The following is a 23,936-nucleotide window of genomic DNA, read 5'->3' on the forward strand; positions in this document are numbered from 1 at the left end:
CGCCGCTTCCAGCGGAAGTGCGAAGCGCCTTTGTGTTAGGAACGGTCCCGAAACAAAGAGACAGGACGTTTCCGCAAATCCGCTTCAGCCGTGAAAACCCTAGAGGGTAACGGGAACGATCTTGACCGCGCATTTTTTGAAATCCGTCTGTTTGGAGATGGGATCGGTGGCGTCGAGCGTAACCTTGTTGATGAGCTGGCTCGCGTCGAACCAGGGAACGAAGATGACGCCGGGCGGCATGCGGTTGCGGCCGCGGATATCGACGCGCGAGCGGATTTCGCCGCGCCGCGAGACGATGCGCACTTCCATGCCCTGGTTGATGCCGCGCTTGCGCGCGTCCTCGGCATTCATGAAGACGCGCGCACCCGGAAACGCCTTGTAGAGTTCCGGCACCCGCATGGTCATCGAGCCCGAATGCCAGTGTTCGAGCACGCGGCCGGTCACCAGCCAGGTGTCGTATTCCGCGTCGGGGGATTCGGCCGGCGGCTCGTAGGGCACGGCGAGAATGATCGCCTTGCCGTCCTTGTTGCCATAAAACTTCACGCCCTCGCCCGCCTTCACGTAGGGGTCGAAGCCCTCGCGGTAGCGCCACTTCGTCTCCTGGCCGTTGACGACAGGCCAGCGCAGCCCCCTGACCTCGTGATAGGTGTCATAGGGCGCCAGATCGTGGCCGTGGCCACGGCCGAAGGTGGCATATTCCTCGAACAGGCCCTTCTGGATGTAGAAGCCGAAGTCCTTGGCCTCGTTGTTGTCGTACTCGGCGCTGACGTCGGTGATCGGAAAGCGATCGACCTCTCCGTTCTTGAACAGGACTTCGAACAGCGTCTTGCCGCGATATTCGGGGCTGGCGTCGAGGATTTCCTTCGGCCACACCTCGTCGGTGATAAAGCGCTTGGAAAATTCCACCATCTGCCAGAGATCCGAGCGTGCCTCGCCGGGAGCCTGGACAAGCTGATGCCAGACATGGGTGCGCCGCTCGGCATTGCCGTAAGCGCCTTCCTTCTCCACCCACATGGCGGCGGGCAGGATCAGGTCGGCGCTCATCGCGGTGATCGTCGGATAGGCATCGGAAACGACGATGAAGTTGTCCGGGTTGCGATAGCCCTGCCAGGTCTCGTTGGCAGTGTTGGGACCCGCCTGGACGTTGTTGTTGACCTGCACCCAGTAGAAATTGAGCTTGCCGTCCTTCAGCATCCGGTCCTGCTGCACGGCGTGATAGCCGGGCTTTTCCGGGATGATGCCGTGCGGGATGCGCCAGATTTCCTCCGCGTGCTTGCGATGCTCGGGGTTGGTCACCACCATGTCGGCCGGCAGCCGGTGCGCAAAGGTGCCGACCTCGCGCGCCGTGCCGCAGGCCGAAGGCTGGCCGGTCAGCGAGAACGGGCTGTTGCCGGGCTCGGAGATCTTGCCGGTCAGAAGGTGCAGGTTATAGACCATCTGGTTGGCCCAGACGCCGCGCACATGCTGGTTGAAGCCCATGGTCCAGAGCGACATGACCTTGCGGCCGGGGTCGGCATAGAGCTCGGCAAGCTGCTTCAGGAATTCCGGCTCGACGCCGGTCAGCTCGACGGTCTTTTCCAGCGTGTATTCCGAAACCAGCGCCTTGAACGCCTCGAAGTCGATCGGCTCGGTCTTGCCCGGATCCTTGGAGTTGGCGGCATTGACCTCGACCGGATTGTCGGGCCTGAGGCCGTAGCCGATATCGGTCACGCCGCGGGCAAACTTGGTGTGCTTGTTGACGAAGTCCTCGTTGACGCGGCCAGTCTCGATGATGTGGTTGGCGATATAGTTGAGGATCGCCAGATCCGTGCCCGGCTTGAAGACAATGGGGATATCGGCGAGATCCATGCTGCGATGGGTGAAGGTCGAAAGCACCGCGACCCGCACATGCGGCTGGCCGAGACGCCGGTCGGCGACCCGCGTCCAAAGGATCGGGTGCATCTCCGCCATGTTCGAGCCCCAGAGCACGAAGGCATCGGCGTTCTCGAAATCGTCGTAGCAGCCCATCGGCTCGTCCATGCCGAAGGTGCGCATGAAGGCGACGGCGGCCGACGCCATGCAGTGGCGGGCATTGGGGTCGAGGTTGTTGGAGCGGAAGCCCGCCCGCATCAGCTTGGTCGCGGCATAGCCCTCGAAGATCGTCCACTGGCCGGAGCCGAACATGCCAACCGCCGTCGGCCCCTTCTCCTTCAGGACCCTCTTTGCCTGCTCGGCCATCACGTTGAAGGCCTCGTCCCAGCTCACCGGCTCGAACTCGCCGTCCTTGGCGTAGGCGCCGCCTCGCTTGCGCAAAAGCGGCGTCGTCAGCCGGTCGTTGCCATACATGATCTTGGAGAGGAAGTAGCCCTTGATGCAGTTGAGGCCGCGGTTGACCTCCGCCTGCATGTCGCCGTGGGTGGCGACCACCTGGCCTTCCTTCACGCCCACCATCACGCCGCAGCCCGTGCCGCAGAAGCGGCACGGCGCCTTGGACCATTTGATCTCCAGCGCGTTGACACCGCCCGGCACCGGCTGTGCGGCCGCAGGCAGCGCAATGCCGGCCGTGGCGGCGGCGATGCCGGCTGCGTGGGCCTTCAGAATGTCACGCCGCGTCAGTTCTCCGCTCATGGCTCCTGCCTTTCCTCTTCCATTTCGACATGCTCGAAAACCATGTTGGCCGAGATCACGCCATCAAGCAGCGAGATCCTCGACAGGCATTCGCCGAGCGCGCCCGTGCTTTTGCCTTCGATGACGATGACGATCTTGCCGCCGCCTTGGCCGTGGATTTCGACGTTTTCCATTCCTTGGAGCGTTGCGATCACCGCTTCGGTGCTCAGAGGCATCGTGGCGACCACGGCGCTCGAAATGTGATAGGGCGTGCCCGCTTTTGCTGTTGCCGCCTCAGACATGAGCCACCTCCACTTCCAATGCCTTGACCGCGATCGCGCTGACCGGGCAGCCGGCAAGGCAGGCGCCGCAGCCGGTGCATCTGGCCGCGTTGATCTCCGGCAGGAACGGCCCGCCGATGCGTGGGCGAAAGCGGATCGCCTGCTCGGGACAGCTTTCGCCGCAGGACTGGCAGGCGACGTTGCGGCGCGCCAGGCATGTGTCGGTGATCGCGGCGACATGGGGGAAGCGTCGCACGTTCTTCTCTGCGAATACCGGCTCCGGACAGGCTTCCGCGCAGGCGCCACAAAAGGTGCATTCGCCGCGCGCGAAGTCGATGAAAGGAAGACCGTCGGCGAGACGGATTATGTCGGTGGGACATCGCTCGGCGCAGAGGCCGCAGCCGGTGCAGGCCGCAAGGCTTGGATCCGACACCCCGGGCGGGCGGATGCGCACCGGCCTTGCGGCAGCGCGGCCGGTAAAGAGTTCACGGCGGGAAAGAGGTTCTGCAGCCATGGCTCACCTCAATGCCCGGGCGGGCCCGGCGGGCCGAAGATGATCTGCAGCATCCAGACGAGGAAACCGTAGCCGCCGACGATGCCAACAGCAACGATCGGCCAGATGCCGAAGGCAAGCACCAGGAAGGTGATGAACTCCGCGCGCCGCGACCGCGGGCGGTTTTCAATTGGCTGCGGCTGAACGAGTTCCGGCATTCCCGCGTCCCCCAACACAATCTAAAGTAAGATGCGCCACCGGAAATAAAAATCAATCCCGTGACCTGCGAATGACAAGAATCCAACTCGTCGCAGAGTAGATAGCGAACAGGCGGAGACATTGATCTGTGTCAAACAGCAGGAATCCAAAGCGAAAATCGGCTGAAATTCTCCGATCGCGCGGCCAAATAACTTCCAGGAGAAGCTCAGTTTTACAATATCGATATATTTCTAGGAATATATCGAATCTCCAACTTCAGTCGCCGGAGCAAGTCAAGCAACGCAAACGTCTGGCGAACCTTGGCGAAACGCCAGGCGGCGTTTCCGAGCAGCAGCGCCCGATCCGATCGCCCTTGCAACCCTGGGCTTTATCCACTATCCCCGACGAATGACACAGCTTCTCGAAATCGGAACCGTGCGCGTCTTGAAATGCGCTGACGATGGGCCACTCCTTGCCCGACCGGGCGACGCCAATGATTTTCTCGGCGACGCCTGGGCGCATGAGGCCACCGTCGTGGCGATCCCGGTGCAACGGCTCGGCCCGGATTTCCTCGATCTTTCGACCCGTATTGCCGGCGAAGTGTTCCAGAAATTCGTCAATTACCGCATGCAGCTCGCCATCGTCGGCGATATCGGCGCAAGGCTCGAAGCGAGCAAGGCGCTGGCCGATTTCGTGCGCGAGACCAACAAGGGCAATTCGATCTGGTTCGTGCCGGATTTCGAGGCGCTCAGCGCCAGGCTTGTCAACACGCCGGTCGCCTGATCGCCGCTTGCATGGCAAGCTCGAAGCACCGGCGCGCTTTTGATCCCGATCTCCCGGCCACATGGGGTTAGGCTCATGACGACCAAGGCGACGAAATCCGGACCGCTCCGCTGCATCAGTCTATGCACGCATCGTCTCGTCCTGCGCCCGACGACCCCTGCGGATGCAACCCGCGCCTTCGAAATCCAGTCGGATTGGGACGTCACGCGCATGCTGCGCATGGCCCAGTTCCCGCCGAGCCTCGATGACATGACCGGATGGTTCGCCGAGCACCAAGGGGAATGGACTTCGGGCACCGCCTTTCGATTTGCCATCGAGCGCGCCGGCCGCATGATCGGCGTGGTCGATCTCGATGAAATCGACGGCGACCAGGGAGAGCTCGGCTATTGGCTCGAGAAGCCAAGTTGGGGACAGGGATATGCCCTCGAGGCCGCGCAGGCCGTGGTGGACTTCGCCTTTCGGGTGCTGGGGCTTACGACACTGCGCTCAGGCCACGCCGCCGACAATCCGGCATCCGGCAAGGTACTGGTCAAGCTTGGCTTTCGCCCGCATCGGACGGTGCAAAAGGCCTCCCGTTCGAGAGGCGAAGAGATCCTGCATCAGAGCTACAGCCTCACGCCCGCGACAAACAGCAACCGGCAGGATGCCGGTCGCTGAGAAGCGGCCACGGGTGATCGCGCGCAGCTCTGCCGGATCACCGTGTCGCCGAGGTTGGCTCGTCAGGATGCGTTGCGAGCGCGCGCAGCCGTTCCGCCGCGCGCCCTGCTCGCGACCGTGATCGTAAGCGCAATCGCCGTCAGAAGCCCCGCGACCGCAAAGGTCACCTGCATGCCCCCCGCGACCGCCTCCGGCGCGGCCTTGGCGATATCGCTCGCAGCCACGGCTGCGGCGAAGATCGCCCCCATGACCGATGCGCCGGTGACGAGCCCGAGATTGCGCGAGAGGTTGAGCAGACCGGAAACGACGCCGCGCCGGTCCAGGCCGACGTCGGCCATGACGGCGGTGTTGTTGGCCGCCTGGAAGAGCTGGTAGCCGGGCGTCAGCATCGCGATCGCCGCAATGTAGCCTGCGACACCCGCCAGGCCAGGCAGAGCGGCGAGCGCGATGCAGCCCGCAGCCATGGCCGCGAGACCGGCAACGACGATCGCGCCCGCGCCCAGGCGATCGACGATCCGCCCGGCGACCACGCCACCGAAGGCCGAGATCACAGGGCCGATCGACATGACGAGCCCGACCAGTGCCGCATCGAGCCCGAGCCCGCGCGAAAGATAGAAGGGCCCGACCACCAGCGTCGCCATCATCACCGTCGAGACCAGCGCGTTGGTCGAAAGCCCGACGCTTAAGGTCCGCTCGCGAAACAGCGCCAGCCGGATCAACGGCGAGGCAACCCTGGCCTCGACCAGCAGGAACAGCCCAAGGCCGAGCCCAGCCCCCGCCAAAAGAGCGACATTCAACAGGCCGAAACTGCCGCGCCCCACCGTCATCGCCAGCGCATAGGCGCCGAGCGAAAGTGCAAGCAACAGCGTGCCCGGCACGTCGAAGCGCGGGCGCTCCCTGCCCTCAGGCATGCGGTCTTCGGCCAGATGCCGATGGGCAAGAAAGAGCGCCACGAGACCGAGGGGTACGTTGACGAGGAAGATCGCCCGCCAGCCGAGGCCGGTCACCAGCGCGCCGCCGAGCGAGGGGCCGAGCGCGGTGCCGACCGCCGACATGGTGCCGAGCAGGCCCATGGCGCTCCCGGTCTTTTCCTTCGGCACCGCCTCGCCGACAAAGGCCATGGTCAGCGCCATCATGATCGCAGCGCCGATACCCTGCACCGCCCGCGCCGCGACCAGCACCGCAAAGCTCGGCGTCAGGCCGCAAAGGACGGAAGCCGCGGTAAAAAGCGCAATACCGGCAACGAGCAGCCGCCGCCGGCCGACGATATCGCCAAGCCGCCCGACGCTGACGATCAGGGTGGTGATCGCCAGCAGATAGGCAAGCACCACCCACTGCACCGCCTGAAAGGACGCAGCGAATGCGTCCGCCAGCGCCGGCAGCGCGACATTGGCGCTGCTGGTGCCGAGCGAGGAGAGCAGCATGGAAAGCGAGAGGCTGGCGAGCACCCAGCGAACGGAAGGCGCCGGGGCAGCGGGGGCCAGAAGCGTGTCTGCCGCGGTCATCGCCCACCTCCCGTGCGCAAGCTCGAAACGACGGAAAAACAAAGCTTTACAGTGAGTTCGTGACTCTGTTTGTGCGGCAATCGCCTGGGATCGGATCGGGGCGTCGGGGACGTCGGAACACGGCCAAAAGCCATGGGTGCCAGCCGGCGTATAGGCATCGGGAAACCCTCCATAATCGGTTCCTCGAAAACCTAGTCTCCTGACACATGCGGCGGAAGGCGCAGCATTTGCACTTCATTCGTGCGTTTGACGCCACATCACGAACTAACTCGTGATATGAAGGGCGATGACCAGACCGGATCTCAACCTGCTCGTCACCCTCGATGTACTGCTTTCGGAAGGCAGCGTCGCCCGTGCCGCCACGCGCCTGCAGCTTAGCCCCTCGGCCATGAGCCGGGCGCTCGCCCGGCTGCGCGAGGCGACCGGCGATCCTCTGCTGGTGCGCGCCGGCCGCGGCCTCGTCCCGACACCCAGGGCCCTCGAACTGGCTAGCCGTGTCGGTGCGCTGGTGGAAGCGGCGGAAGCCTGTCTCCGCCCCGCCGAGAGCCTGGACCTGAAAAAGCTCACCCGCACCTTTACGCTCCGCAACCGCGAGGGTTTCGTCGAGAATTTCGGCCCGGCACTGATTGCCCGCGTCAGTGCGGAAGCGCCCGGCGTGCGTCTGCGCTTCGTGCAGAAGCTCGATCGGGAAAGCAGCCCTCTGCGCGAAGGCAGCGTCGATCTCGAAACCGGCGTGATCGGCGATACGACCGGCCCGGAGCTTCGCGCCCAGGCGCTTTTCCACGACCGCTTCGTCGGCGTCGTCAGATCCGGTCATCCGCTTTCTGGCGGCGAGATCACGCCCGCCCGCTATGCTGGAGCCCGCCACATCCACGTGTCCCGCCGCGGCAACGACGCCGGCCCGATCGACACGGCCCTTCAACCGCTCGGTCTCAAACGCGAGATCGCCGCATCCGTCGGCAGCTTCTCCGAAGCCCTGGCGCTCGCCCGTGCCACAGACCTCGTCGCCAGCGTGCCCGAGCGCTACACCGGAACGCTGCGCGAAAACCTCTTCACCTTCCCCCTGCCCGTGGTTTTCCCTGAGATCACCATCTCCCTGCTCTGGCACCCGCGCCTCGACGCCGACCCGGCGCACCGGTGGCTAAGGGGATGTGTCAGGGAGGTGTGCACGGCATGAAGCCACGGCCGAAGCGGGATCCCGGGCGGGCATCCGCCGGGCCGTACGCTGAAACCACTTCCTAGCGCAGCGTCCCCAGTGCATCGGCCAGAGTGTCCCTGGAAACCGGCTTGTTGAGGAATGCGGCGGCACCGGCCTGAAGACAGCGCTCGCGCGTGCCTTCCTGTTCCGATCCGGTGATGACGATGGTCTTCATCACGATGCCGCGGCGGTCGAGTTCCTCCAGGAGTTCCAGGCCGGTCATGCCCGGCAGGTGCAGGTCGATCAAAGCGCCCTGGGGCACCGCGTCATCCACCGAAAGGAGAAAGGCTTCGGCCGACGAAAAGGCGATCGGCTGGCAGGACAGCGATGCGACGAGGCGTGAAAGCGCGCGGCGAACCAGTTCGTCGTCGTCCACGATGGCAATGGCTGGCGTTCGCTCGCTCATGCCATAAACGTGGGCCGAAGCCGGCCGCCGGTCCAGTTGGACCTAGGGCCAATGCAGGAAACGACGGACACCTCAGCGCCCATATTCGACCAGCCGCACGAGATCGGCGACGGTCCTGACCCCCATCTTCGCCATCATCCGGGCGCGGTGAACCTTGATGGTCTTTTCCACCGTTCCGAGATCGCCCGCGATCTGCTTGTTCAGCCGGCCGGCAACCACATGCTGCAGCACTTCCGCCTCACGCGCCGTGAGGCTCTCCAGCCTGGCCTGGACCCGAGCCTTCTGCTGATCGGCCTCCCTCTCGCCCCGCGTCCGCTGCACGCCGGCCTCGATCGCCACCAGAAGGGCCGCTTCCTCGACCGGCTTCATCAGGAAATCCACGGCCCCGGCCTTCATCGCCCTGACGCTGGAGGGAACATCGGCACGGCCGGTGAGGAAGACCACGGAGGGGTGCCCATCGATGGTTGAAAGCGCCTCCTGCACGCCAAGCCCGTCCGTATCGGGAAGACCGAGGTCGAGCACGATGCATTCGGCAGTCGCCAGTTCGGCGCATCCGAGCAACGAGCGCGCATCGGCAAAGGGCGTCACCGCATAGCCGGAGAGTTTCAGCAACCGCTGCAGGGAGCGCAGGACACGCTCGTCATCGTCGACGATGAAAACCGTTCCGGCCCTTTCCTGCCCTGCTCCCTCCTGCATCGCAGATCCCTCCAGAAGCCTGTCGCACGGCGCGCTTCAACCAGCCGGCAATGTGACGACGGCGCGCGCACCGCGTGTCGCCTTACCGTCGAAGACAAGCTTGCCGCCCCGCGCCTCGACGAGCGAGCGGCATATGGCAAGACCCAGCCCGAGCCCGTTCTCCTTGGTACTGACGAACGGCTTGAACACCTCAGCCATCTGCTCGGGCGCAATGCCCGGCCCGGCGTCGCTGACGGTCAATTGGCGCGTGCCATTTTCGCCGAGACGCGTGGCGATTTCAATCTTGCGCCGCTTCGGCGGCAGTTCCGTCATCGCGTCGGCGGCATTCAGGATCAAATTGAGGATCACCTGCTGCAACTGCACCATGTTGGCCTTGACGGGCAGCGGCTCGGCGCTCGAATTGAGCGAAACCTGGGTGCGGCGCGCCACCATCTCGGCGTTGACGAGCCCGACGGTCGAGCGCACCGCGTCGTTGAGGTCGATCCGCTCGACCGAAACGTCGCCCTTGCGCATCATGCTGCGAAGCTGCGCGATCACCTCGGCCGCACGTTTGTTGTCAGCGACGATATCGTCGAAGATCTCGCCGATTTCCTGAAGATCGGCATCGTCTGCCCGTGCGATCTTCCGGCCCGCTTCCGCATTGGCAAGGATGGAGGTGAGCGGCTGGGTCAACTCATGTGCCAGCGTACCGGAAAGCTGGCTCACCTGCGAGCGCCGCGACATGTGTGCGAGTTCCAGCCGCTGCGTCGAAACCGTGTCCTCGAGCCGTCGATTGCGCCGGTTCTGGAAGATGATCGCCGCGATCGAAACCGTCTGGGCGGCTATGACCGAGAGCCCGAGAATGATCGGCAGCCGGAACTGCTCCCAGGCGGTCGGCTGGTAGTTGAGGATCTCGGCATCCGCAGGGATCTTGTCGCGCGCAATGCCGCGGCTGGCGACCTGTCGCCAGTCGATCAGCGCCACCTCCTTCAGCGTGGCCGGCGGGCCAATGCTGTTGCCGTCGAACAGTCGCAGCGCAAGCGACGCCATCTCCTCCCCGATCGCCGCGAAGGTGCGCCGACATGTCCTGCAAGCACCGTGCCGTCGAAGTAGCTGCTGTAGACGCTGTAGACAGGCGCGCCCGACGTTACGGCGATCCGGCTCGCCGCATCGCGCGGAATGTAGGAAACGCCGTTGGCATCGGCGAAGACTGAAAGGATCAGGAGCACGCTATCGGCCGGCAGGCCCGCAGCCATGGCCTTGAAGTCCTCGAGCGAAAGACCGCTGACATAATCGATGTCGAAGCCGGCATAATGTTCGCCGACCAGCGCCCGCGCCGTCTCCTCCCAACTCCGGTCGAAGGGAGCGGACCCCGTCAGGATCGTCGTCCGCTTTGCCTCCGGCTGCAGCTTGCGGGCAAGCTCGAGCGTTCCCTTGACGTCGAACCGGCTGAGAACACCTGTTGCATCGGCCGGCACCGGAACATCCCTCGGCACCTCGCGCACCGCGCCAAAGACGATCGGAACGCCGGGCGCGAACCGGCCACGCTCGGCCAGCGCAAAGCGCAGCGCGCTCGGCCCCACCGTCAGAAGGGCGTCGAGCGGCTTGCCGGCATATTTTTCCTGAACGTAGCGGATCAGTCTTTGCCGGTCGCCTTCGGCGCCGAAGCGCACGAGGTCGAGATGTTCGGAATAGAGTTCGATATGGCGCGCGTCCTTGGCGAGCCGCCCGGCAATGCCCTGAGATATCTCGATCGTCGCGGGCTGCGTGCTTTCGTTTTCGTAGAGGATCAGGATGCGTTCGGCAGACGCGGTTTCGCCGAAGGCGGCGACGCCCATGAGAACGAGCACCGGAAGCGCTGCCCTTCGAAGCCGGAAACCCCACCCCATGCGGTCCACACGCCCTCCCTCTTCCGCGTTCCAAAGCACGCATTCGTTACAGTAGCTTCGGAGTTTCCCCAGGAGAAGACCAGTCACGCGCGCCTGTTCCGGGCGACCGCTGAGGGCGATCAAGTTGGCCCTAGGTCCAACTGTTCAGGCGATGAGAATGGTCCAGAATACCGCCTGTCTTAGCGCAACGAGAAGCCGCGACCCGCCATGCTGCCCGCCTCGGGCAACGGAGGAAAAAATGCGGCCCGGCATGAGAGATGTTTCACCGACCGTCCCTCAAGGAGAAGTTCAGTGACCGACGAAACCATGACCACCGACACTGAGATCGCATCCCCCGACACCCCGCCGGCAACGGGTGTCAGCCGACGCAGCGTGCTTCTGGGCGGCACCGCCCTGGCCGCAACCTCCGCCATTATCGCCTCAGGCGGCACGAGGCCAGCGAGAGCGCAACAGTCAGCCGCCCCCGCCGGCGGCCAGCCCAATATCCTCGTCATCTGGGGCGATGACATCGGCACCTGGAACATCAGCCACAACAACCGCGGCATGATGGGCTACATGACGCCGAACATCGACCGCATCGCCGAGGAGGGCCTCGCCTTTACCGACTACTATGCTCAGCAGAGCTGCACGGCAGGTCGGGCTGCCTTCATTGGCGGCAACGTGCCTGTTCGCACCGGCATGACCAAGGTTGGCCTGCCCGGCGCCAAGGAAGGCTGGCAGAAGACCGACGTGACCATGGCAACCGTGCTGAAAAGCCAGGGTTATGCCACCGGCCAGTTCGGCAAGAACCACCAGGGAGACCGCGACGAGCACCTGCCGACCCAGCACGGCTTCGACGAGTTCCTCGGCAACCTCTATCACCTCAACGCCGAGGAAGAGCCGGAGAACCGCGACTATCCGAAGGATGCCGATTTCCGCAAGAAATTCGGCCCCCGCGGCGTCATCAAGGCGAGCGCCGATGGCAAGATCGAGGACACCGGGCCGCTCACCCGCAAGCGCATGGAAACCGTCGACCAGGAAACGCTGGATGCGGCCAAGGACTTCATCAACCGCCAGCACCAGGCCAAGAAGCCCTTCTTCGTCTGGTGGAATGCCACCCGCATGCATTTCCGCACCCATGTGAAGGAGAGCAATACGGGGATTTCCGGCCCGAGCGGCGACGAGTACCATGACGGCATGGTCGAGCACGACATGATGGTGGGCGACCTCCTGAAGCTGCTCGACGATCTCGGCATCACCGAAAACACCGTCGTCATGTATTCGACCGACAACGGCCCGCACTACAACACCTGGCCGGATGCCGGCACGACACCGTTCAGGAGCGAGAAGAACTCCAACTGGGAAGGCGCCTACCGCGTGCCGGCCTTCGTGCGCTGGCCCGGCCACTTCCCGGCCGGCAAGACGCTGAACGGCATCGTTGCGCATGAGGACTGGCTGCCGACCTTTGCCGCAATCGCCGGTGCACCCGACATCAAGGACAAGCTTCTGCAAGGCGTCGAGCTCAACGGCCGCAGCTACAAGAACTACATCGACGGCTACAATCTGCTCGACTATCTCGAAGGCAAGGCGAAGGACTCGCCGCGTCACGAGTTCTGGTACGTCAATGACGACGGCCAGATCGTCGCCGCCCGCTACGATGACTGGAAGGTGGTGTTCCTCGAAAACCGCGGCGAGGCCTTCGGCGTCTGGCGCGAGCCTTTCACCGAGCTGCGTGTGCCGCTGCTCTTCCACCTGCGCCGCGACCCCTTCGAAAAGGCGCAGCACAATGCCAACACCTATAACGACTGGTTCCTGGACCGCGCCTACGTCCTCGTGCCGATCCAGGGCCTGGCCGCCAAATTCCTGCTGACGATGAAGGACTACCCGCCGAGCCAGTCGCCGGGCTCGTTCAACCTGACGAAGATCGAAGCCCAGCTTCGTGGTGCGGGCGGCGAATAAGGTTTGCACGGACAGCGCCCGGCTCAGATGGGCCGGGCGACTGCGACGGCACCGCGCTTGCCGCGAACGCAAGCCCACCTCGCAACCACGGCTCACGCGCGATCCTCGACATGGTCAACCTTCCACCTGGACTCGCGACGGTCGCTCCCCTACTTCCGCACCTCGATCACGAGCGGGTAGCCCTCGTCGTTCCACTCCAGAAATCCGCCGGCGAAATAGTAGACGCGCTTGTAGCCCCAGGCGATCGCCTTGGCCGACGCATAGGCGGCGTAGGTGCAGCTCCTGCCCTGGCAATAGAAGGCGACCTCGTCCTCCTTTCCCACCACCTGGGCGAGGCTTTCCCTCGAAAGGTCCGTGACGAGCGACAGGTTGACCGCCCTTGGGATATGGCCGTTGTCGTAGTTGGGCGGGGCCCGCACGTCGACGAAGACGACGCCGCGCGCCAGCAGCGCCCTTGCCTCCGTCACATCGACCTTGATCGTTCCGTCGACACTCAGTTCGCCGTTGGTCACCGTCATGAACTTCGCATAGTCGTCGAGCGCGAGGTCGGTGCCAGCGCCCTCCGGCAATCCGGCCTTGCGAAGCCCCTCCTGCAGGCGCGCAATGTAGGGCCGGTGATAGCTGAAGGCGCTGCCATACCACTCATAGGCGCTTTCCTGGACGGTAAGCGGATCGCCCAGAAACGACAGCGACAAGCTGTTGTAGCGGTCGACCAGCGCGGCAATGCCGCCCGTGCGTCCGAGGTGTCCGTAGCTCGCGATCAGAGTGGCATAATCCGCAAGAAGCGCGGCCTTGCCTTCGATCACGCGTTGATAGGTGTCGACGGCTTTCTCGTATTTGCCCTGGGAGAAAAACGAGACTGCCAGCATGCGCAGCGTTGCCCGCGAGGGATGGGGATCGAACCGCATCGCCAGGCCGGCCTCAGCTTCCGCCTCCGCCGCACGTCCGGTCGCGTTTAGGATACGCGCCATCCCCACATGGTTGTCAGGGTCGTTCGGCGCCAGCTTCACCGCCTGGCCGATGGCGGCAAACGCATCGTCGTAGCGCCCCTGTTGCGCCAGCACCTGCGCCGAGACGGCATAGGCAAGCGGCGTCGGCCGCTCCAGCGCCTTGGCAAGATTTCTGGTCAGGTTCGTGGACGCGGCTTCCCTGCGGGAAAAGTCCCAGGAGAGCACACTCGCCCGCCAGTTTGCCGCCGCCAGAGACGCGTAGGCACGGCTATAGTCCGGATCGAGCACGATCGCCTTCTGGAAGAATGCCGAAGCCGCCACCGTTTCGGCCTCGCTGTCGCGACGCAGATGTTCCCATCCCTTGAGCAAAGTGTCGTAGGCTTGCGGATTGGTCGTTTCCGGCACCGCTGCGACGCTTTTTTCGGCGCTTGTCAGCTTTACCGAGAGCGTCGACACGATCTGCGCGATCACCCGGTCCTGCAGGCCGAATACGCCGCTCATTTCACCGTCGTAACGCTCGGCCCAGAGATGGTGCCCGTCGACCGCGTCGATCAGCTGGGCATTGACCCGGACATGGCTTCCCTCCCGACGGACGCTGCCCTCGAGGATGTAGTGGACGCCCAGTTCCTCGGCCACCTGTTGCACCTTGGTCGGCTTGCCCTTGTAGGTGAAGGTCGAGTTGCGCGCGATCACGAAGATGCCGGAGAGCTTCGAGAGTTCGGTGATCAGGTCGTCGGTCATTCCGTCGGCAAAGTAGCTCTGCGCCGCATCCGAACTCAGATTTTCGAAGGGCAGGACCGCGATCGAGGGCGTTTTGGGCATCGGCAAGGCCAGCCGCGCCATGGATGCGGCCTCCGTATTCTCGCGTCTAAGCACGCCCCATGTTGCGGCCATCCCGATCAGCAGGAGCGCGACCAAGGCGGCTGCAGTCCGCCAGCCTCGAACCCGCCTGAAGGTGAAGCGCCGGGGCCGGACCTTTCCCTCAAACCGCATCCGGTAGACGCGGACGGGCCGCTGGATGTTCTTCACATGGTGCTCGCCGATAAACTCCAGCGGCAGTTCGAACTTGCCCTGCAAATGGTCGAAAGCGGTGCCGGATACGAACAGTCCTCCCGGCTCGCATATCTGCTCGAGTCGGGCCGCGACATTGACGCCGTCGCCGAGCAGATCGTCCCCTTCGACGACGACATCGCCAAGATTGATGCCCATGCGCAGCAGCAGCCGGTGTTCGGATGGAACATCGTTTTGGCGTGCAGCGACCTCTTTCTGTGACGCAACGGCGCAAGCGACGGCATCGACGACGGAGCCAAATTCCACGATCGCGCCGTCGCCCATGAGCTTGACGATGCGCCCGTGATAATCCTCCCGGAGTGGATCGAAGACTTCGGATCGCCAGGCCTTGATGGCAGCGAGCGTGCACGCCTCGTCGGCCTCCATCAATCGCGAATAACCAACGATGTCGACGGCAAGAATTGCCACCAGGCGACGTTCTGCGCGAACTGCTTCCATAACCACCTCTCCGAAGGTGTAGAAGGCCTCGCTCCTGCATGTTGCCTTTGATCATAGCCGATTGAACGACAAAACCATGCAGCAATTCAAAGTGCTACAGCGACCTTTGCGCATCAGATATGACGCGCGGCGCTGAAGTGCGTTGTCAGGGGTTGAAACTCAGGCGTTCTTGCCCGAAGCCGCGCTGCTCCCTGCTCCGGCCAGAACGTCGTCCGGCCGTCAGCCTGCCCCCGCCTTCACCAGCCCCTCGCGCAAATGCTGCGTGTCCGTGTCCTGCGCATAGTGCATCGTCGCCAGGAACGCCTCGATCTCGAACGCCGGCGCAAGCGCCCGCACCTTGTCCATATGTGCCGCAGCCGCAATTCCGTCGCCGAGCCAACCGTAGCAGGCGGAGACGAAGGCGTGCTGGGTTTCGTCCATCGAGGTCAGATGCATGAAGGCCTCGATCGCCTCGCCATATTGGCGGGCGGCAAAATGGGCCTTGCCGAGGTGGCTCCAGAAGCGTTCCGGGTGATGCGGATTGAGGCGCATGGCCTTGCGGATCCACTCCACCCCCTCCTCCGGCCGGCCGAGCCATGTCAGGAGTTCGCCCTGCTGCACCACGACGAGGTCGTAGTTGGGGTTGAGGAAGAGCGCCCGCTCCTGGTGATAGCGCGCCGTCGTCAGTGCGTTGTTGTTGACGTTGACGGCCGCAAGGATCCGGTGCACGTCGGCGTCGTTGTCGTCGAGCGAAAGCGCCCGTTCGAGCTCGGCATTGACCTCGAGCCACGTCGCCTCCTTGTCTTTGCACCAGCCATAGACCCAGGCCTGGCCGAGGATGCAGGCCCGCCAGGCGTGCGCATGGGCATAGCCGGGGTCGAGCGAGACGGCCCGGTCGATCAGCGACTGCGCCTGGGCGTTGTCGGCGACGGTGCTGCGATGGTGCAGCACCTTGGCGGCCAGCGCGCATTCGTAAGCCGCCATGTTGGCCGGCTTGGTGCGCGAGAGCTGGTCGCGCTGCGCGGCCTCCAGGCGCCCGGGTACGGTGGCGGCGATCGCCGCCGTCACCTCGTCCTGAATGGCGAAGATATCGTCGAGCTGCCGGTCGTATTTGTCGGCCCAGATATGGGCATCGTTGACCGCATCGATCAGCTGCACGGTGACCCGCACCCGCTCGCCGATCTTGCGCACGCTGCCTTCGACCAGATATTGCGCGCCGAGGCTGGCCGCCACCTCACGCGCGTTCACCGACTGGTTCTTGTAGACGAAGGAGGAGTTGCGCGAGATGACGAAGAGCTCGTGCCGGCGCGAAAGCTCGGTGATGATGTCCTCGGTCAGGCCGTCGGCGAAAAATTCCTGGTCCGGATCGCCGCTCATATTGTCGAAGGGCAAGACGACGATCGTCGGTTTGCAGACGCCCTTTTTCGCTTCGCTCGCCCCCGTCGAGGTCGGAAGGTCCAGGCCCTCGAGACCGATGCGGTAGAGGCGCATCGGCCGGCTGATGTTCTTCAGCGTCTTTTCTCCGAGATCTTCGATCGGCAGTTCCAGCCGGTCGGCCACCTGTGTCGCCACCGCTGCGGTGACGCAGATGCCACCGACCTCGGCCAGCTGCTCGGCCCGCGCCGCGATGTTGACGCCGTCGCCGAAGATGTCGTCATCCTCGAAGATGATGTCGCCGAGATTGATGCCGATGCGGAATTCGATCCGCCGGTCCTCCGGCACGTCGGAGTTCCGCCGCTTCATGCGCTGCTGGATCTCGACGGCGCATTTGACCGCATCGGTCACGCTCTGGAACTCGACCAGCAAGCCGTCGCCGGTGGTCTTGATCAGCCGGCCCTTGTTCTTGGCAATCGCGGGATCGATGAGCTCGATGCGGTGGGTTCTCAGCCGCGCAAGCGTGCCCGCCTCGTCGGCTTCCATCAGCCTGGAGTAGCCGGCCATATCGGCCGCCAGCACTGCGGCGAGTCTCTGCTCCATGGCTTGCCAACACTTTGAAAAGCGGCCCGTTCCGGACTTCCGGACCAAGGAGGTTCTGGTCCGATACTATCGCACGGCCGGGCATTATCCTATCTAAATTAGCGAACTCCGCCCCTCTATCGACACGGCTCCGCTCGGCATCGATTGCCCGATCGCAAGCTCACCTTTGGCCATGACACGCCGGCGCGAAGCCGGCCCTGCAATCTTTCGTTGTAGCCAATGTGAAAGTGCCTATTCTCCAATCATGCGGGACGCCTCGGAGAGCCTCGCCTGATCTGGGGACGGCAAACACGACATGGGAGTGCGGCATTGGAGATACCACAACACCTGCACATTACGGAAACAGACGGATGGCTCGTGAACCACCGTATCGACTCGGCCCTGCCCGGCTACCTCATGATCAGTTCAAAGACAGACACCAATGATCTGTCTGACTTGCCGGCGAGCGCGCTAGGCGAACTCGGTCCGCTGCTGGCAACCGCCCAAGGAGCATTGAAGAAGACGCTTCATGCTCACCGCGTCTACATAGGCCGATATGGCCACATGCCCGGCTATCCTATCCATTTTCACGTGATGCCCATCTATCATTGGGTCGAGGCGCTGTTCTGGGAGGATTCCCGATATCGTTTGCTTCAGAATTTCGCAGACACCACCCGGGAAGCATCAACGGATGGCGCCGAACTGACGCTGTTTGTCTGGCGCGAATTCTGCGAGCGGCCGGATCCGCCTCTCGCCGAAGGGCCAACGGTGCCTGAAACCGTGGAATTGTTGCGGCTCGTCATGCGTCCGCCGACGCAAACTCGAACAACGACCTTGAATTCGTCGGCCCGCGCTTGACATTATTTGCCTTAGGCAACTAATTATCTGCTCAAGGCAATCTTATAAGGGTATCCCCCATGTCTCTGCAGCAAATCGACGACCGCGCCCTGACGGTGCGGCGTTTCAACCGCTTCTACACCCGCCTGATCGGGCTGCTGCACGAGCACCTTCTCGCCAGCGCCTTCTCGCTGACGGAGGTTCGTATCCTCTATGAACTGGCGCACCGGCCGGCGCTGACGGCGACGGATCTCTGCCGCGAGCTCGGCCTCGACGCCGGCTATCTGAGCCGGGTCATCGCCGGCTTCGAGAAGAAGGGACTGGTCGAAAAGACCCGCTCGCCGGCGGACGGCCGGGTCGCGCAGCTCCAACTGACGGAAGCGGGACGCACGACGTTCCAGCCGCTGGAGGATGCCTCCCAGCACGAAGTTGTCGCCATGCTGGAAAAGCTCTCGGTGCCGGAACAGCGGCAACTGGTTTCAGCGATGGGCGAGATCGAGAGCCTTTTGCGGGACGAGCGGACGCCGGGCTACATCCTGCGCGATCCGCAGCCGGGCGACATGGGCTGGGTGATCCACCGTCAGGCGGCGCTCTACACGCAGGAGCATGGCTGGAACGGCGAATTCGAAACCCTGCTTGCCGAGATCGTCGTCAAGTACATGCGCGACTACGATGCCAATTCCGACCGGTGCTGGATCGCCGAAAAGGACGGCAAGGTCGTCGGCTCGGTGTTTCTCGTGCGGCACGACGAAGCCACCGCGAAGCTCAGGATGCTCTACGTGGAGCCGAGCGCGCGCGGCCTCGGCATCGGCCGCCGCCTGGTCGAGGAGTGCATGCGCCACGCCCGGCTCCTCGGCTACACGCGCATGGTGCTGTGGACCAATGCCGGCCTCGACGCCGCCCGCCACATCTACGAGAAGGCTGGCTTCGCGCTGATCGAGGAAGAGCAGCACCACAGCTTCGGCAAGGACCTGACCGGCCAGACCTTCGCGCGGGACCTGTAATGGCCCTGTCCCCTTGCCGCGGCCGTGGGATGACCGGTTGACGCTACGGAAGCAGGCTTGCCGCTGCCGGATCGCGTCCCTCGCCACGCCCCAGCAAATGCGCGGCCGAGCGCCAGGCGTGGTGTGCCATCCGATCGAGCCGGCGTGCGGCTTCGATCCGGGCAAAGGCGTCGGCGGCGGTCAGGCTTCCCGGGGCGACGGAGGCAAGCGTTGCGGCACGATGCTCGCGCTGCACGGCCTCGAGCTCGGTCGCGGCTCCCTTCGCCTCGGCCAGCGCCGTGATGACCTCGGGCGAAACGCTCCAGGCAATCGGCGCCGCCTGGGCGCTGAGGGCCGATTCCGCCGCGATCTCGCCGCCGACGGCCGCGGCCGCACGCATGGCGCCTGCGCAGAGATCGGCCACGCGCCCGTCCGCTGCGGCGCCGTTTGCCTCGGCCGAGAACCCGTCATCCGCCAATGTCTCCACCAGGCGCGAGGCGTGGTCGAGCGCGTGCAGCGTGCTTGTCAGGCGGTGGCGCTCGGCCTCCGTTTCCGGCGGCTCCTTCAGTTCGGAGAGAAAGTCCCTGACCTTTTCGAGGGCGGATGCGGCCGCCTGCGTGTCCGCAGCGCGCGGCCCTGCCCCGCCCGAAACCGCCTCGGCAACGGCACCTGCCGTCGATGCCAGAATGCCGGCCACGACCCTTCGGGCCGTCTCCACCGCGATCACCGGGTTCACGAGGGCGCTCGGATCGAGGGCGCGCTCCAGCGCCGTCTGCCGCGAAGGCAGGATCCTCTCGACGACGCGCGTGAACCATTGCGTCGCCGGCAGCAGCACGGCGACGCCGACGACGTTGTAGGCCGTATGGTAGGCGGCCAGCAGTGTCATGCCATCGATGGAAGCCGAAAAGGTCTTCAGGAGCGGCGCCGTGAGCGGAAAGGCTGCGATCGCGATCAGCGCCGCGATGACTTTGAAAAGCACATAGGCGAGCGCCAGGCGCTTGGCCGTCGGGCTCGCGCCAATCGCCGCCAGCGCCGAACTCGTCGCCGTGCCGATGTTCTGTCCGATGATGAGCGCCGCCCCCTGCTCCAGCCCCACGGCACCGGCATAGAAAGCAGAAATGGTGACTGCGATGGCCGCAGTCGAGGATTGCATCACCGCCGTCATCGCCAGCCCGACGACAATCAGCGTCAGAAGGCCGAGCAGTCCGGAAGACCAGCCGACGCCGGGCATGCCGAGGACGGCCGGCAGGTCGGAGGGATTGAGGCTCTCGGCAAGGCCACCCATGCCCTGCTGCAGGGTCGTCAGCCCGTAGAGCACCAGCGCGAAGCCGGCAAGCGCGCCACCGGCGGCGGCAATTCGCCCGCCGCCCAGAAGCTTCATCAGCGCGCCCAGGAAGATCAACGGCAGTGCATAACTTGACAGCGATACCCGCACACCGATCAACGCCACCAGCCAGCCCGTTCCGGTCGTGCCGACATTGGCGCCGAAGACGAGGCCGAGCCCCTGCGGAAAGGTCAGCAACCCGGCGCTGACGAGACCGATGGTCGTCATCGTCACCGCGCTCGACGATTGCACCAGCAGCGTGACGATCGCGCCCCAGAATGCGCCGGAAAGCGGCGTCGCCGCCGCCTTGCCGAGCACGGTGCGCAAGGCGGATCCCGCCAGCGCCTTCAACCCGTCCGTCATGATCGTCATGCCGAGCAGGAACAGCCCGACGCCGCCGAGAATGGCAATTGCTGTCGACATTCACGCACCCCGCCTGCAAAGCGAACACGGCTTTCGCCAGGAAGCCTACAATGCAGCCGGAAATCACGCGGCGGAAGTACGTAACGGTAACGCGGCGTCGTCCCGGGCATGGCCGAATTCATGCGGCCTGCCGCCCGAGGCGCGGCGCTGAGGCCAAAGGAAGCGCGATGGAGCCGACAAGGAATGCCGTGCGGCCGTTTCACTCGGAAGCGGGCGCCAACTGGCGGTCGGTGGACGCGGCGGTGACGAGGCTGAATTCCCCTTCGCACAGCCGATAGAACCCATCCTGCGGAACCGGCAGTTCCAGCATGTCCCGCCTGGAGAGGCCCGCATAGACGCCGCGCAGCAGCCGACCGAACAGCCCGTGGGAGATCGCGATGGTCGGCCCCTTGATATCGGCGAGCCAGCTTTTCGCCCTGGCGCAGGCGGCATCGAAGCTCTCTCCGTCCGGCGAGCGGAAATACCAGTCGAAGACATCGGAGCCATCGAGTTTGCCCGGATACTCCATGTCGATCTCGAACATCGTCATGCCGTCCCAGGCGCCGACGGAGACCTCCATCAACCGGGCATCTTCGCGGGTCTTGAGCGGCAGCACCCGCCGCACCCTTTCGGCGGTTTCGCGGGTCCGGCCAAGCGGGCTGACATGCATGTCGAAGGATTGCGCATTACCTTCGATTTCGGCGCGCAGCAGATTTGCGACAAGATCCGCCTGCTCGACGCCGCGTCTCGTGAGCGGCGAGTCCTTTTGACCCTGGAAACGGCCGAGCGTGTTCCAGACGGTTTCGCCGTGGCGGAGTAGATAGATCAAGGGCGGCGCAGCAGAAATCGAAAGCGATGCAGTCGTTCGAGACACTAGAATTTGCCTTCGTACAAAGCGACGGAGAAACAGGCGAGCGCGACCGATAAAAAGAGTATGAAGATCGGATACCCGGAGACTGGTTTTTCTTTCGGCGACATCTCGAACTCAGGAGAAGCCCAGTCGCCCTTATACATCTTCGGCCCGAAATCGACTGTGAAATCCCATCCATTGCCCTTGTAGAAGAGCAATGCCCTGATGAACCAGTGAATTTCCCAGATCAGCAATACGGCGAGCCCGACCGCGATCAGATGCGGCACGTACCCGGGGCCTTCGTTCTTCAGCAAGATTCTCCCCTCAATCCACCGGATCGAGAATATCCGGCGTGTCGTTCTTCGGCGAGCCGACCTTCGACCCGATCTTCCACATCGTCATCATTTCAGGCGGAAACGGCTTCATCAAATCAGGCGCTTCCGGCTCAGGCGAAAGCCAGCGCTCATAGTCTTCGGGGTGCAGGATCACCGGCATGCGGTCGTGGATATCGGCCATCATGGCGTTGGCGTCGGTGGTGACGATGGCGAAGGTGCGGATATCCTCGTCGGCTGCAGGATTGCGCCAGCTCTCCCAGATGCCGGCAAGGCAGAAGGGCTCGCCCGTCTTCATGGCAATCGCATAGGGCTGCTTGTCCTTGCCGGTGCCGTGAATGTCCTTCCACTCGAAGAAACCGTCGATCGGCACCAGGCAGCGGCGGCGCTGGTAGGACGAGCGGAACTTGCTCGCGATCGTGTCCGAGCGCACGTTGACGAGCGGCCTTCCCGCCTTCGGGTCCTTCGTCCAGCTCGGGATCAGCCCCCATCGCGCCGAAACGAAGACCGGGCCGAAGAGGTCGGGATCGCGGATCACGTCGCGGATGATGATCGGGTAGATCAGCGTCGGCGCACCGTTATAGCGCGGAAACTGGTTGGCGATCGCCTCGACGCCGCCGCGTGTCGCAAAGCCGAAGGCACGCAGCAGGCCCTCGAGATTGGTCTTCAGGTAGACGCGTCCGCACATGTCGCTCCCTCCCCGCCACCGCTCGCGGCAGCGTCACGGCATCTTCTCGGCGTCGGGCAGCTTCCAGCTTTTTTCAAACAGCGGTTTTTCGGGTCCATAGAGCCGGAAGAGCAGTTCGAACTTGCGGGCGGGATCGACCGGCACCCAGTTCGCCTCCTTGCCCGCGGGCGCCTTCGCGCCGAAGTACACATCGACCGAGCCGTCGGCGTTCTTTTGAACACCTTCGCCGATCGAGGCAACGCTCGCCTTGTCCATGTTGCGGATCAGCGCATGCGTCTCGCGGTCATAGGCGGTCACCGACCAGTATTGCTTGACCGGCGCATCCTTCGGCACGACGAGGCGATAATTGGCGCTGCCGTCGAAGGCGTTGCCGTCCTTGTCCTTGTTGGCCATCAGGTAGAATTGCGCCGTGCCGATATGCTTGATGCCGGTGAAGCCGAGCGTATAGGTCACGCCGCGCGCATCGACCGGATAGCTGTTCGGGTCGGCATAGGCGTCCTTGGCGGCGGCCACCATGTCCGGCAGGCCGGCCGGAAACCAGCGAATACCCTCGTTGATCACGGGGAAGCCGGCATCATAGCGGGCGGAAAGCTCAGCCTTGGCTTCGGCGGCTGCCGCATCGAGAAGCTTCCTGGTCTCGGGGTTTGGCTGGTAGGGCTTGCCCTTTTCGATGCCGAGCGACTTCAGATGATCGATCATGATCCGGTCGCGCTCGAGCCACGGCTCGGTTTGCACGATCCGGTTCAGGTTGTCGAAGAAGCTCGCATCGTAGCGGATGGTGCTGTCGAACAGCACGTCATAGGCATCGGTAAAGGCCGTCGCCGGCGGCTTGGAAGCCTCGGACATCTTGTAGATCTTGACCGTCTTGCCATAGGCGACCGATTTTTCGATATCGGCGTCGCTGTGGCTCTTCAGGTTGGAGCGCAAAAGCGCAAAGCCCGTGAAGGTGTCCGAGCGCAGCGCGATCACCCCCTCCGGCACTTCGCCCATATAGTCCGGCGGCAGGATCAGGTACTTGCCGCCCTTGCCCTTGTCCGCCCCTTCCGGCCCGGCATCCTCCAGCGGCATCTGCCAGGCGTTGACGATGTTACCGGCGATCGACCCGCCTTCTGCCGGCGGGATCTCGATGACGATCGGCCCGTCCTTCACGTTCCAGAAGGACATGAGATAGATCGAATCCGGATTGGGCGTCAGCGTCTGGTTCTTCCAGTTGACCGGCCGCGACCAGTAGACGATCTCGTTGACCTTGGCCTTCGTCTTTGAAAGCGCCTCCTGCAGCATCAGGTCGGCGTTAACCGCCGGCATGCCCCAGATGACCGCGTCCGTCGCCCGGCGCTCGATGGCCCGTTGCTGAAGGCTTTCCGGCGAAAGATCTCCTGCGGCGACACTCGCCGTCCCGGCAAGGAGCGCAAGTGCTGTAAAGGCAACCCGAAGCATATGGATCCTCACTTTCGGCATTTGAAAACCTGGGCACCAAGCCGCGATCAGGCGCGTGGCCCCGCTCCGACAAAGTCTGC

The 23,936-nt window shown here is 64.1% G+C and carries 21 protein-coding genes and 1 pseudogene; 6 read left to right on the forward strand and 16 right to left on the reverse strand.

Features of this window, described 5'->3' with window-relative positions; genetic code table 11:
- Positions 1 to 99: 99 nt before the first annotated feature.
- From napA to napE, 4 genes and pseudogenes are all read right to left on the reverse strand, one after another.
- Positions 100 to 2,607, reverse strand: coding sequence for a periplasmic nitrate reductase subunit alpha (gene napA, locus PWG15_RS10540; protein WP_275019712.1), 2,508 nt, complete (start codon positions 2,605 to 2,607; stop codon positions 100 to 102).
- Positions 2,582 to 2,888 (reverse strand): annotated as a pseudogene (locus PWG15_RS10545) (chaperone NapD). Before PWG15_RS10545 ends, napA begins: the two are co-directional and overlap by 26 nt.
- Positions 2,881 to 3,381, reverse strand: coding sequence for a ferredoxin-type protein NapF (gene napF / locus PWG15_RS10550; protein ID WP_275019713.1), 501 nt, complete (start codon positions 3,379 to 3,381; stop codon positions 2,881 to 2,883). Before napF ends, PWG15_RS10545 begins: the two are co-directional and overlap by 8 nt.
- Positions 3,382 to 3,389: 8 nt before the next feature.
- Positions 3,390 to 3,578, reverse strand: a complete 189-nt coding sequence (gene napE / locus PWG15_RS10555) for a periplasmic nitrate reductase, NapE protein (protein WP_275019714.1) — start codon at positions 3,576 to 3,578, stop codon at positions 3,390 to 3,392.
- Positions 3,579 to 3,966: 388 nt separating this feature from the next.
- On the opposite strand from napE, the gene PWG15_RS10560 reads away from it, so the two are divergent.
- Positions 3,967 to 4,341: a DUF4180 domain-containing protein gene (locus tag PWG15_RS10560; RefSeq protein ID WP_275019715.1), complete on the forward strand. Its 375-nt coding sequence runs from the start codon at positions 3,967 to 3,969 to the stop codon at positions 4,339 to 4,341.
- A gap of 75 nt (positions 4,342 to 4,416) precedes the next feature.
- Complete coding sequence (locus PWG15_RS10565) at positions 4,417 to 4,998, forward strand: GNAT family N-acetyltransferase (protein WP_275019716.1); 582 nt, start codon at positions 4,417 to 4,419, stop codon at positions 4,996 to 4,998.
- A 62-nt stretch (positions 4,999 to 5,060) separates the two neighbouring features.
- Here the strand turns inward: PWG15_RS10565 and PWG15_RS10570 are convergent, their stop codons facing one another.
- Complete coding sequence (locus PWG15_RS10570; protein ID WP_275019717.1) at positions 5,061 to 6,503, reverse strand: MFS transporter; 1,443 nt, start codon at positions 6,501 to 6,503, stop codon at positions 5,061 to 5,063.
- 286 nt (positions 6,504 to 6,789) lie between these two features.
- Here PWG15_RS10570 and PWG15_RS10575 point away from each other — a divergent pair, with 286 nt between their 5' ends.
- Positions 6,790 to 7,680 carry a LysR family transcriptional regulator gene (locus PWG15_RS10575; protein ID WP_275019718.1) on the forward strand — a complete coding sequence of 297 codons (891 nt, stop codon included), beginning with the start codon at positions 6,790 to 6,792 and terminating at the stop codon, positions 7,678 to 7,680.
- A gap of 61 nt (positions 7,681 to 7,741) precedes the next feature.
- Here PWG15_RS10575 and PWG15_RS10580 read toward each other — a convergent pair whose 3' ends face one another.
- The 4 genes from PWG15_RS10580 to PWG15_RS10595 all read right to left on the reverse strand — a co-directional run bounded on the left by PWG15_RS10580 (position 7,742) and on the right by PWG15_RS10595 (position 10,758).
- Entirely contained in the window at positions 7,742 to 8,107 is a 366-nt protein-coding gene (locus tag PWG15_RS10580; RefSeq protein ID WP_275019719.1) for a response regulator transcription factor, read from the reverse strand.
- A 72-nt stretch (positions 8,108 to 8,179) separates the two neighbouring features.
- Positions 8,180 to 8,803: a response regulator transcription factor gene (locus PWG15_RS10585; protein ID WP_275019720.1), complete on the reverse strand. Its 624-nt coding sequence runs from the start codon at positions 8,801 to 8,803 to the stop codon at positions 8,180 to 8,182.
- 36 nt (positions 8,804 to 8,839) lie between these two features.
- The gene (locus tag PWG15_RS10590; RefSeq protein ID WP_275019721.1) at positions 8,840 to 9,832 is read right to left on the reverse strand and encodes a sensor histidine kinase; all 993 of its coding nucleotides are present in this window, start codon (positions 9,830 to 9,832) and stop codon (positions 8,840 to 8,842) included.
- Positions 9,772 to 10,758: an ABC transporter substrate-binding protein gene (locus PWG15_RS10595; RefSeq protein WP_275019722.1), complete on the reverse strand. Its 987-nt coding sequence runs from the start codon at positions 10,756 to 10,758 to the stop codon at positions 9,772 to 9,774. Before PWG15_RS10595 ends, PWG15_RS10590 begins: the two co-directional genes overlap by 61 nt.
- A gap of 219 nt (positions 10,759 to 10,977) precedes the next feature.
- Between PWG15_RS10595 and PWG15_RS10600 the strand changes: the two genes are divergently transcribed.
- Entirely contained in the window at positions 10,978 to 12,609 is a 1,632-nt protein-coding gene (locus PWG15_RS10600) for an arylsulfatase (protein WP_275024400.1), read from the forward strand.
- Positions 12,610 to 12,758: 149 nt separating this feature from the next.
- Here the strand turns inward: PWG15_RS10600 and PWG15_RS10605 are convergent, their stop codons facing one another.
- Positions 12,759 to 15,068 (reverse strand): rhodanese-like domain-containing protein, encoded by a 2,310-nt coding sequence (locus tag PWG15_RS10605; RefSeq protein ID WP_275019724.1) that lies wholly within the window; start codon positions 15,066 to 15,068, stop codon positions 12,759 to 12,761.
- A 219-nt stretch (positions 15,069 to 15,287) separates the two neighbouring features.
- Positions 15,288 to 17,024, reverse strand: a complete 1,737-nt coding sequence (locus PWG15_RS10610; protein ID WP_275019726.1) for an adenylate/guanylate cyclase domain-containing protein — start codon at positions 17,022 to 17,024, stop codon at positions 15,288 to 15,290.
- A 309-nt stretch (positions 17,025 to 17,333) separates the two neighbouring features.
- Between PWG15_RS10610 and PWG15_RS10615 the strand changes: the two genes are divergently transcribed.
- Together PWG15_RS10615 and PWG15_RS10620 are read left to right on the forward strand one after the other, a co-directional pair.
- Positions 17,334 to 17,861, forward strand: a complete 528-nt coding sequence (locus tag PWG15_RS10615; protein WP_275019728.1) for an HIT family protein — start codon at positions 17,334 to 17,336, stop codon at positions 17,859 to 17,861.
- A 59-nt stretch (positions 17,862 to 17,920) separates the two neighbouring features.
- The gene (locus PWG15_RS10620) at positions 17,921 to 18,844 is read left to right on the forward strand and encodes a bifunctional helix-turn-helix transcriptional regulator/GNAT family N-acetyltransferase (RefSeq protein ID WP_275019729.1); all 924 of its coding nucleotides are present in this window, start codon (positions 17,921 to 17,923) and stop codon (positions 18,842 to 18,844) included.
- A 43-nt stretch (positions 18,845 to 18,887) separates the two neighbouring features.
- Here PWG15_RS10620 and PWG15_RS10625 read toward each other — a convergent pair whose 3' ends face one another.
- The 5 genes from PWG15_RS10625 to PWG15_RS10645 form a co-directional block, all read right to left on the reverse strand.
- Positions 18,888 to 20,570, reverse strand: a complete 1,683-nt coding sequence (locus PWG15_RS10625; protein ID WP_275019731.1) for a Na/Pi cotransporter family protein — start codon at positions 20,568 to 20,570, stop codon at positions 18,888 to 18,890.
- 199 nt (positions 20,571 to 20,769) lie between these two features.
- Positions 20,770 to 21,378, reverse strand: coding sequence for a histidine phosphatase family protein (locus tag PWG15_RS10630; protein ID WP_275019733.1), 609 nt, complete (start codon positions 21,376 to 21,378; stop codon positions 20,770 to 20,772).
- Positions 21,379 to 21,422: 44 nt separating this feature from the next.
- Positions 21,423 to 21,713, reverse strand: a complete 291-nt coding sequence (locus PWG15_RS10635; RefSeq protein WP_275019735.1) for a hypothetical protein — start codon at positions 21,711 to 21,713, stop codon at positions 21,423 to 21,425.
- Between the two features lie 10 nt (positions 21,714 to 21,723).
- Positions 21,724 to 22,419, reverse strand: a complete 696-nt coding sequence (locus tag PWG15_RS10640) for an SOS response-associated peptidase (protein ID WP_275019736.1) — start codon at positions 22,417 to 22,419, stop codon at positions 21,724 to 21,726.
- A gap of 33 nt (positions 22,420 to 22,452) precedes the next feature.
- Positions 22,453 to 23,877, reverse strand: a complete 1,425-nt coding sequence (locus PWG15_RS10645; protein WP_275019738.1) for a DUF1254 domain-containing protein — start codon at positions 23,875 to 23,877, stop codon at positions 22,453 to 22,455.
- Positions 23,878 to 23,936: the final 59 nt, after the last annotated feature.

It is taken from the genome of Ensifer adhaerens (assembly GCF_028993555.1).
Classification (GTDB): domain Bacteria; phylum Pseudomonadota; class Alphaproteobacteria; order Rhizobiales; family Rhizobiaceae; genus Ensifer; species Ensifer adhaerens_I.

Excerpts from the sequence above, each read along its gene's own strand:
- PWG15_RS10625 (WP_275019731.1), bottom strand. The coding sequence starts at position 20,570 with ATGTCGACAGCAATTGCCATTCTCGGCGGCGTCGGGCTGTTCCTGCTC.
- PWG15_RS10570 (WP_275019717.1), bottom strand. The coding sequence starts at position 6,503 with ATGACCGCGGCAGACACGCTTCTGGCCCCCGCTGCCCCGGCGCCTTCC.
- napF (WP_275019713.1), bottom strand. The coding sequence starts at position 3,381 with ATGGCTGCAGAACCTCTTTCCCGCCGTGAACTCTTTACCGGCCGCGCT.
- PWG15_RS10610 (WP_275019726.1), bottom strand. The coding sequence starts at position 17,024 with ATGGAGCAGAGACTCGCCGCAGTGCTGGCGGCCGATATGGCCGGCTAC.
- PWG15_RS10560 (WP_275019715.1), top strand. The coding sequence starts at position 3,967 with ATGACACAGCTTCTCGAAATCGGAACCGTGCGCGTCTTGAAATGCGCT.
- PWG15_RS10605 (WP_275019724.1), bottom strand. The coding sequence starts at position 15,068 with ATGGAAGCAGTTCGCGCAGAACGTCGCCTGGTGGCAATTCTTGCCGTC.
- PWG15_RS10645 (WP_275019738.1), bottom strand. The coding sequence starts at position 23,877 with ATGCCGAAAGTGAGGATCCATATGCTTCGGGTTGCCTTTACAGCACTT.
- PWG15_RS10620 (WP_275019729.1), top strand. The coding sequence starts at position 17,921 with ATGTCTCTGCAGCAAATCGACGACCGCGCCCTGACGGTGCGGCGTTTC.
- PWG15_RS10565 (WP_275019716.1), top strand. The coding sequence starts at position 4,417 with ATGACGACCAAGGCGACGAAATCCGGACCGCTCCGCTGCATCAGTCTA.
- PWG15_RS10580 (WP_275019719.1), bottom strand. The coding sequence starts at position 8,107 with ATGAGCGAGCGAACGCCAGCCATTGCCATCGTGGACGACGACGAACTG.
- PWG15_RS10640 (WP_275019736.1), bottom strand. The coding sequence starts at position 22,419 with ATGTGCGGACGCGTCTACCTGAAGACCAATCTCGAGGGCCTGCTGCGT.
- napE (WP_275019714.1), bottom strand. The coding sequence starts at position 3,578 with ATGCCGGAACTCGTTCAGCCGCAGCCAATTGAAAACCGCCCGCGGTCG.
- PWG15_RS10585 (WP_275019720.1), bottom strand. The coding sequence starts at position 8,803 with ATGCAGGAGGGAGCAGGGCAGGAAAGGGCCGGAACGGTTTTCATCGTC.
- PWG15_RS10600 (WP_275024400.1), top strand. The coding sequence starts at position 10,978 with ATGACCACCGACACTGAGATCGCATCCCCCGACACCCCGCCGGCAACG.
- PWG15_RS10590 (WP_275019721.1), bottom strand. The coding sequence starts at position 9,832 with ATGGCGTCGCTTGCGCTGCGACTGTTCGACGGCAACAGCATTGGCCCG.
- napA (WP_275019712.1), bottom strand. The coding sequence starts at position 2,607 with ATGAGCGGAGAACTGACGCGGCGTGACATTCTGAAGGCCCACGCAGCC.
- PWG15_RS10575 (WP_275019718.1), top strand. The coding sequence starts at position 6,790 with ATGACCAGACCGGATCTCAACCTGCTCGTCACCCTCGATGTACTGCTT.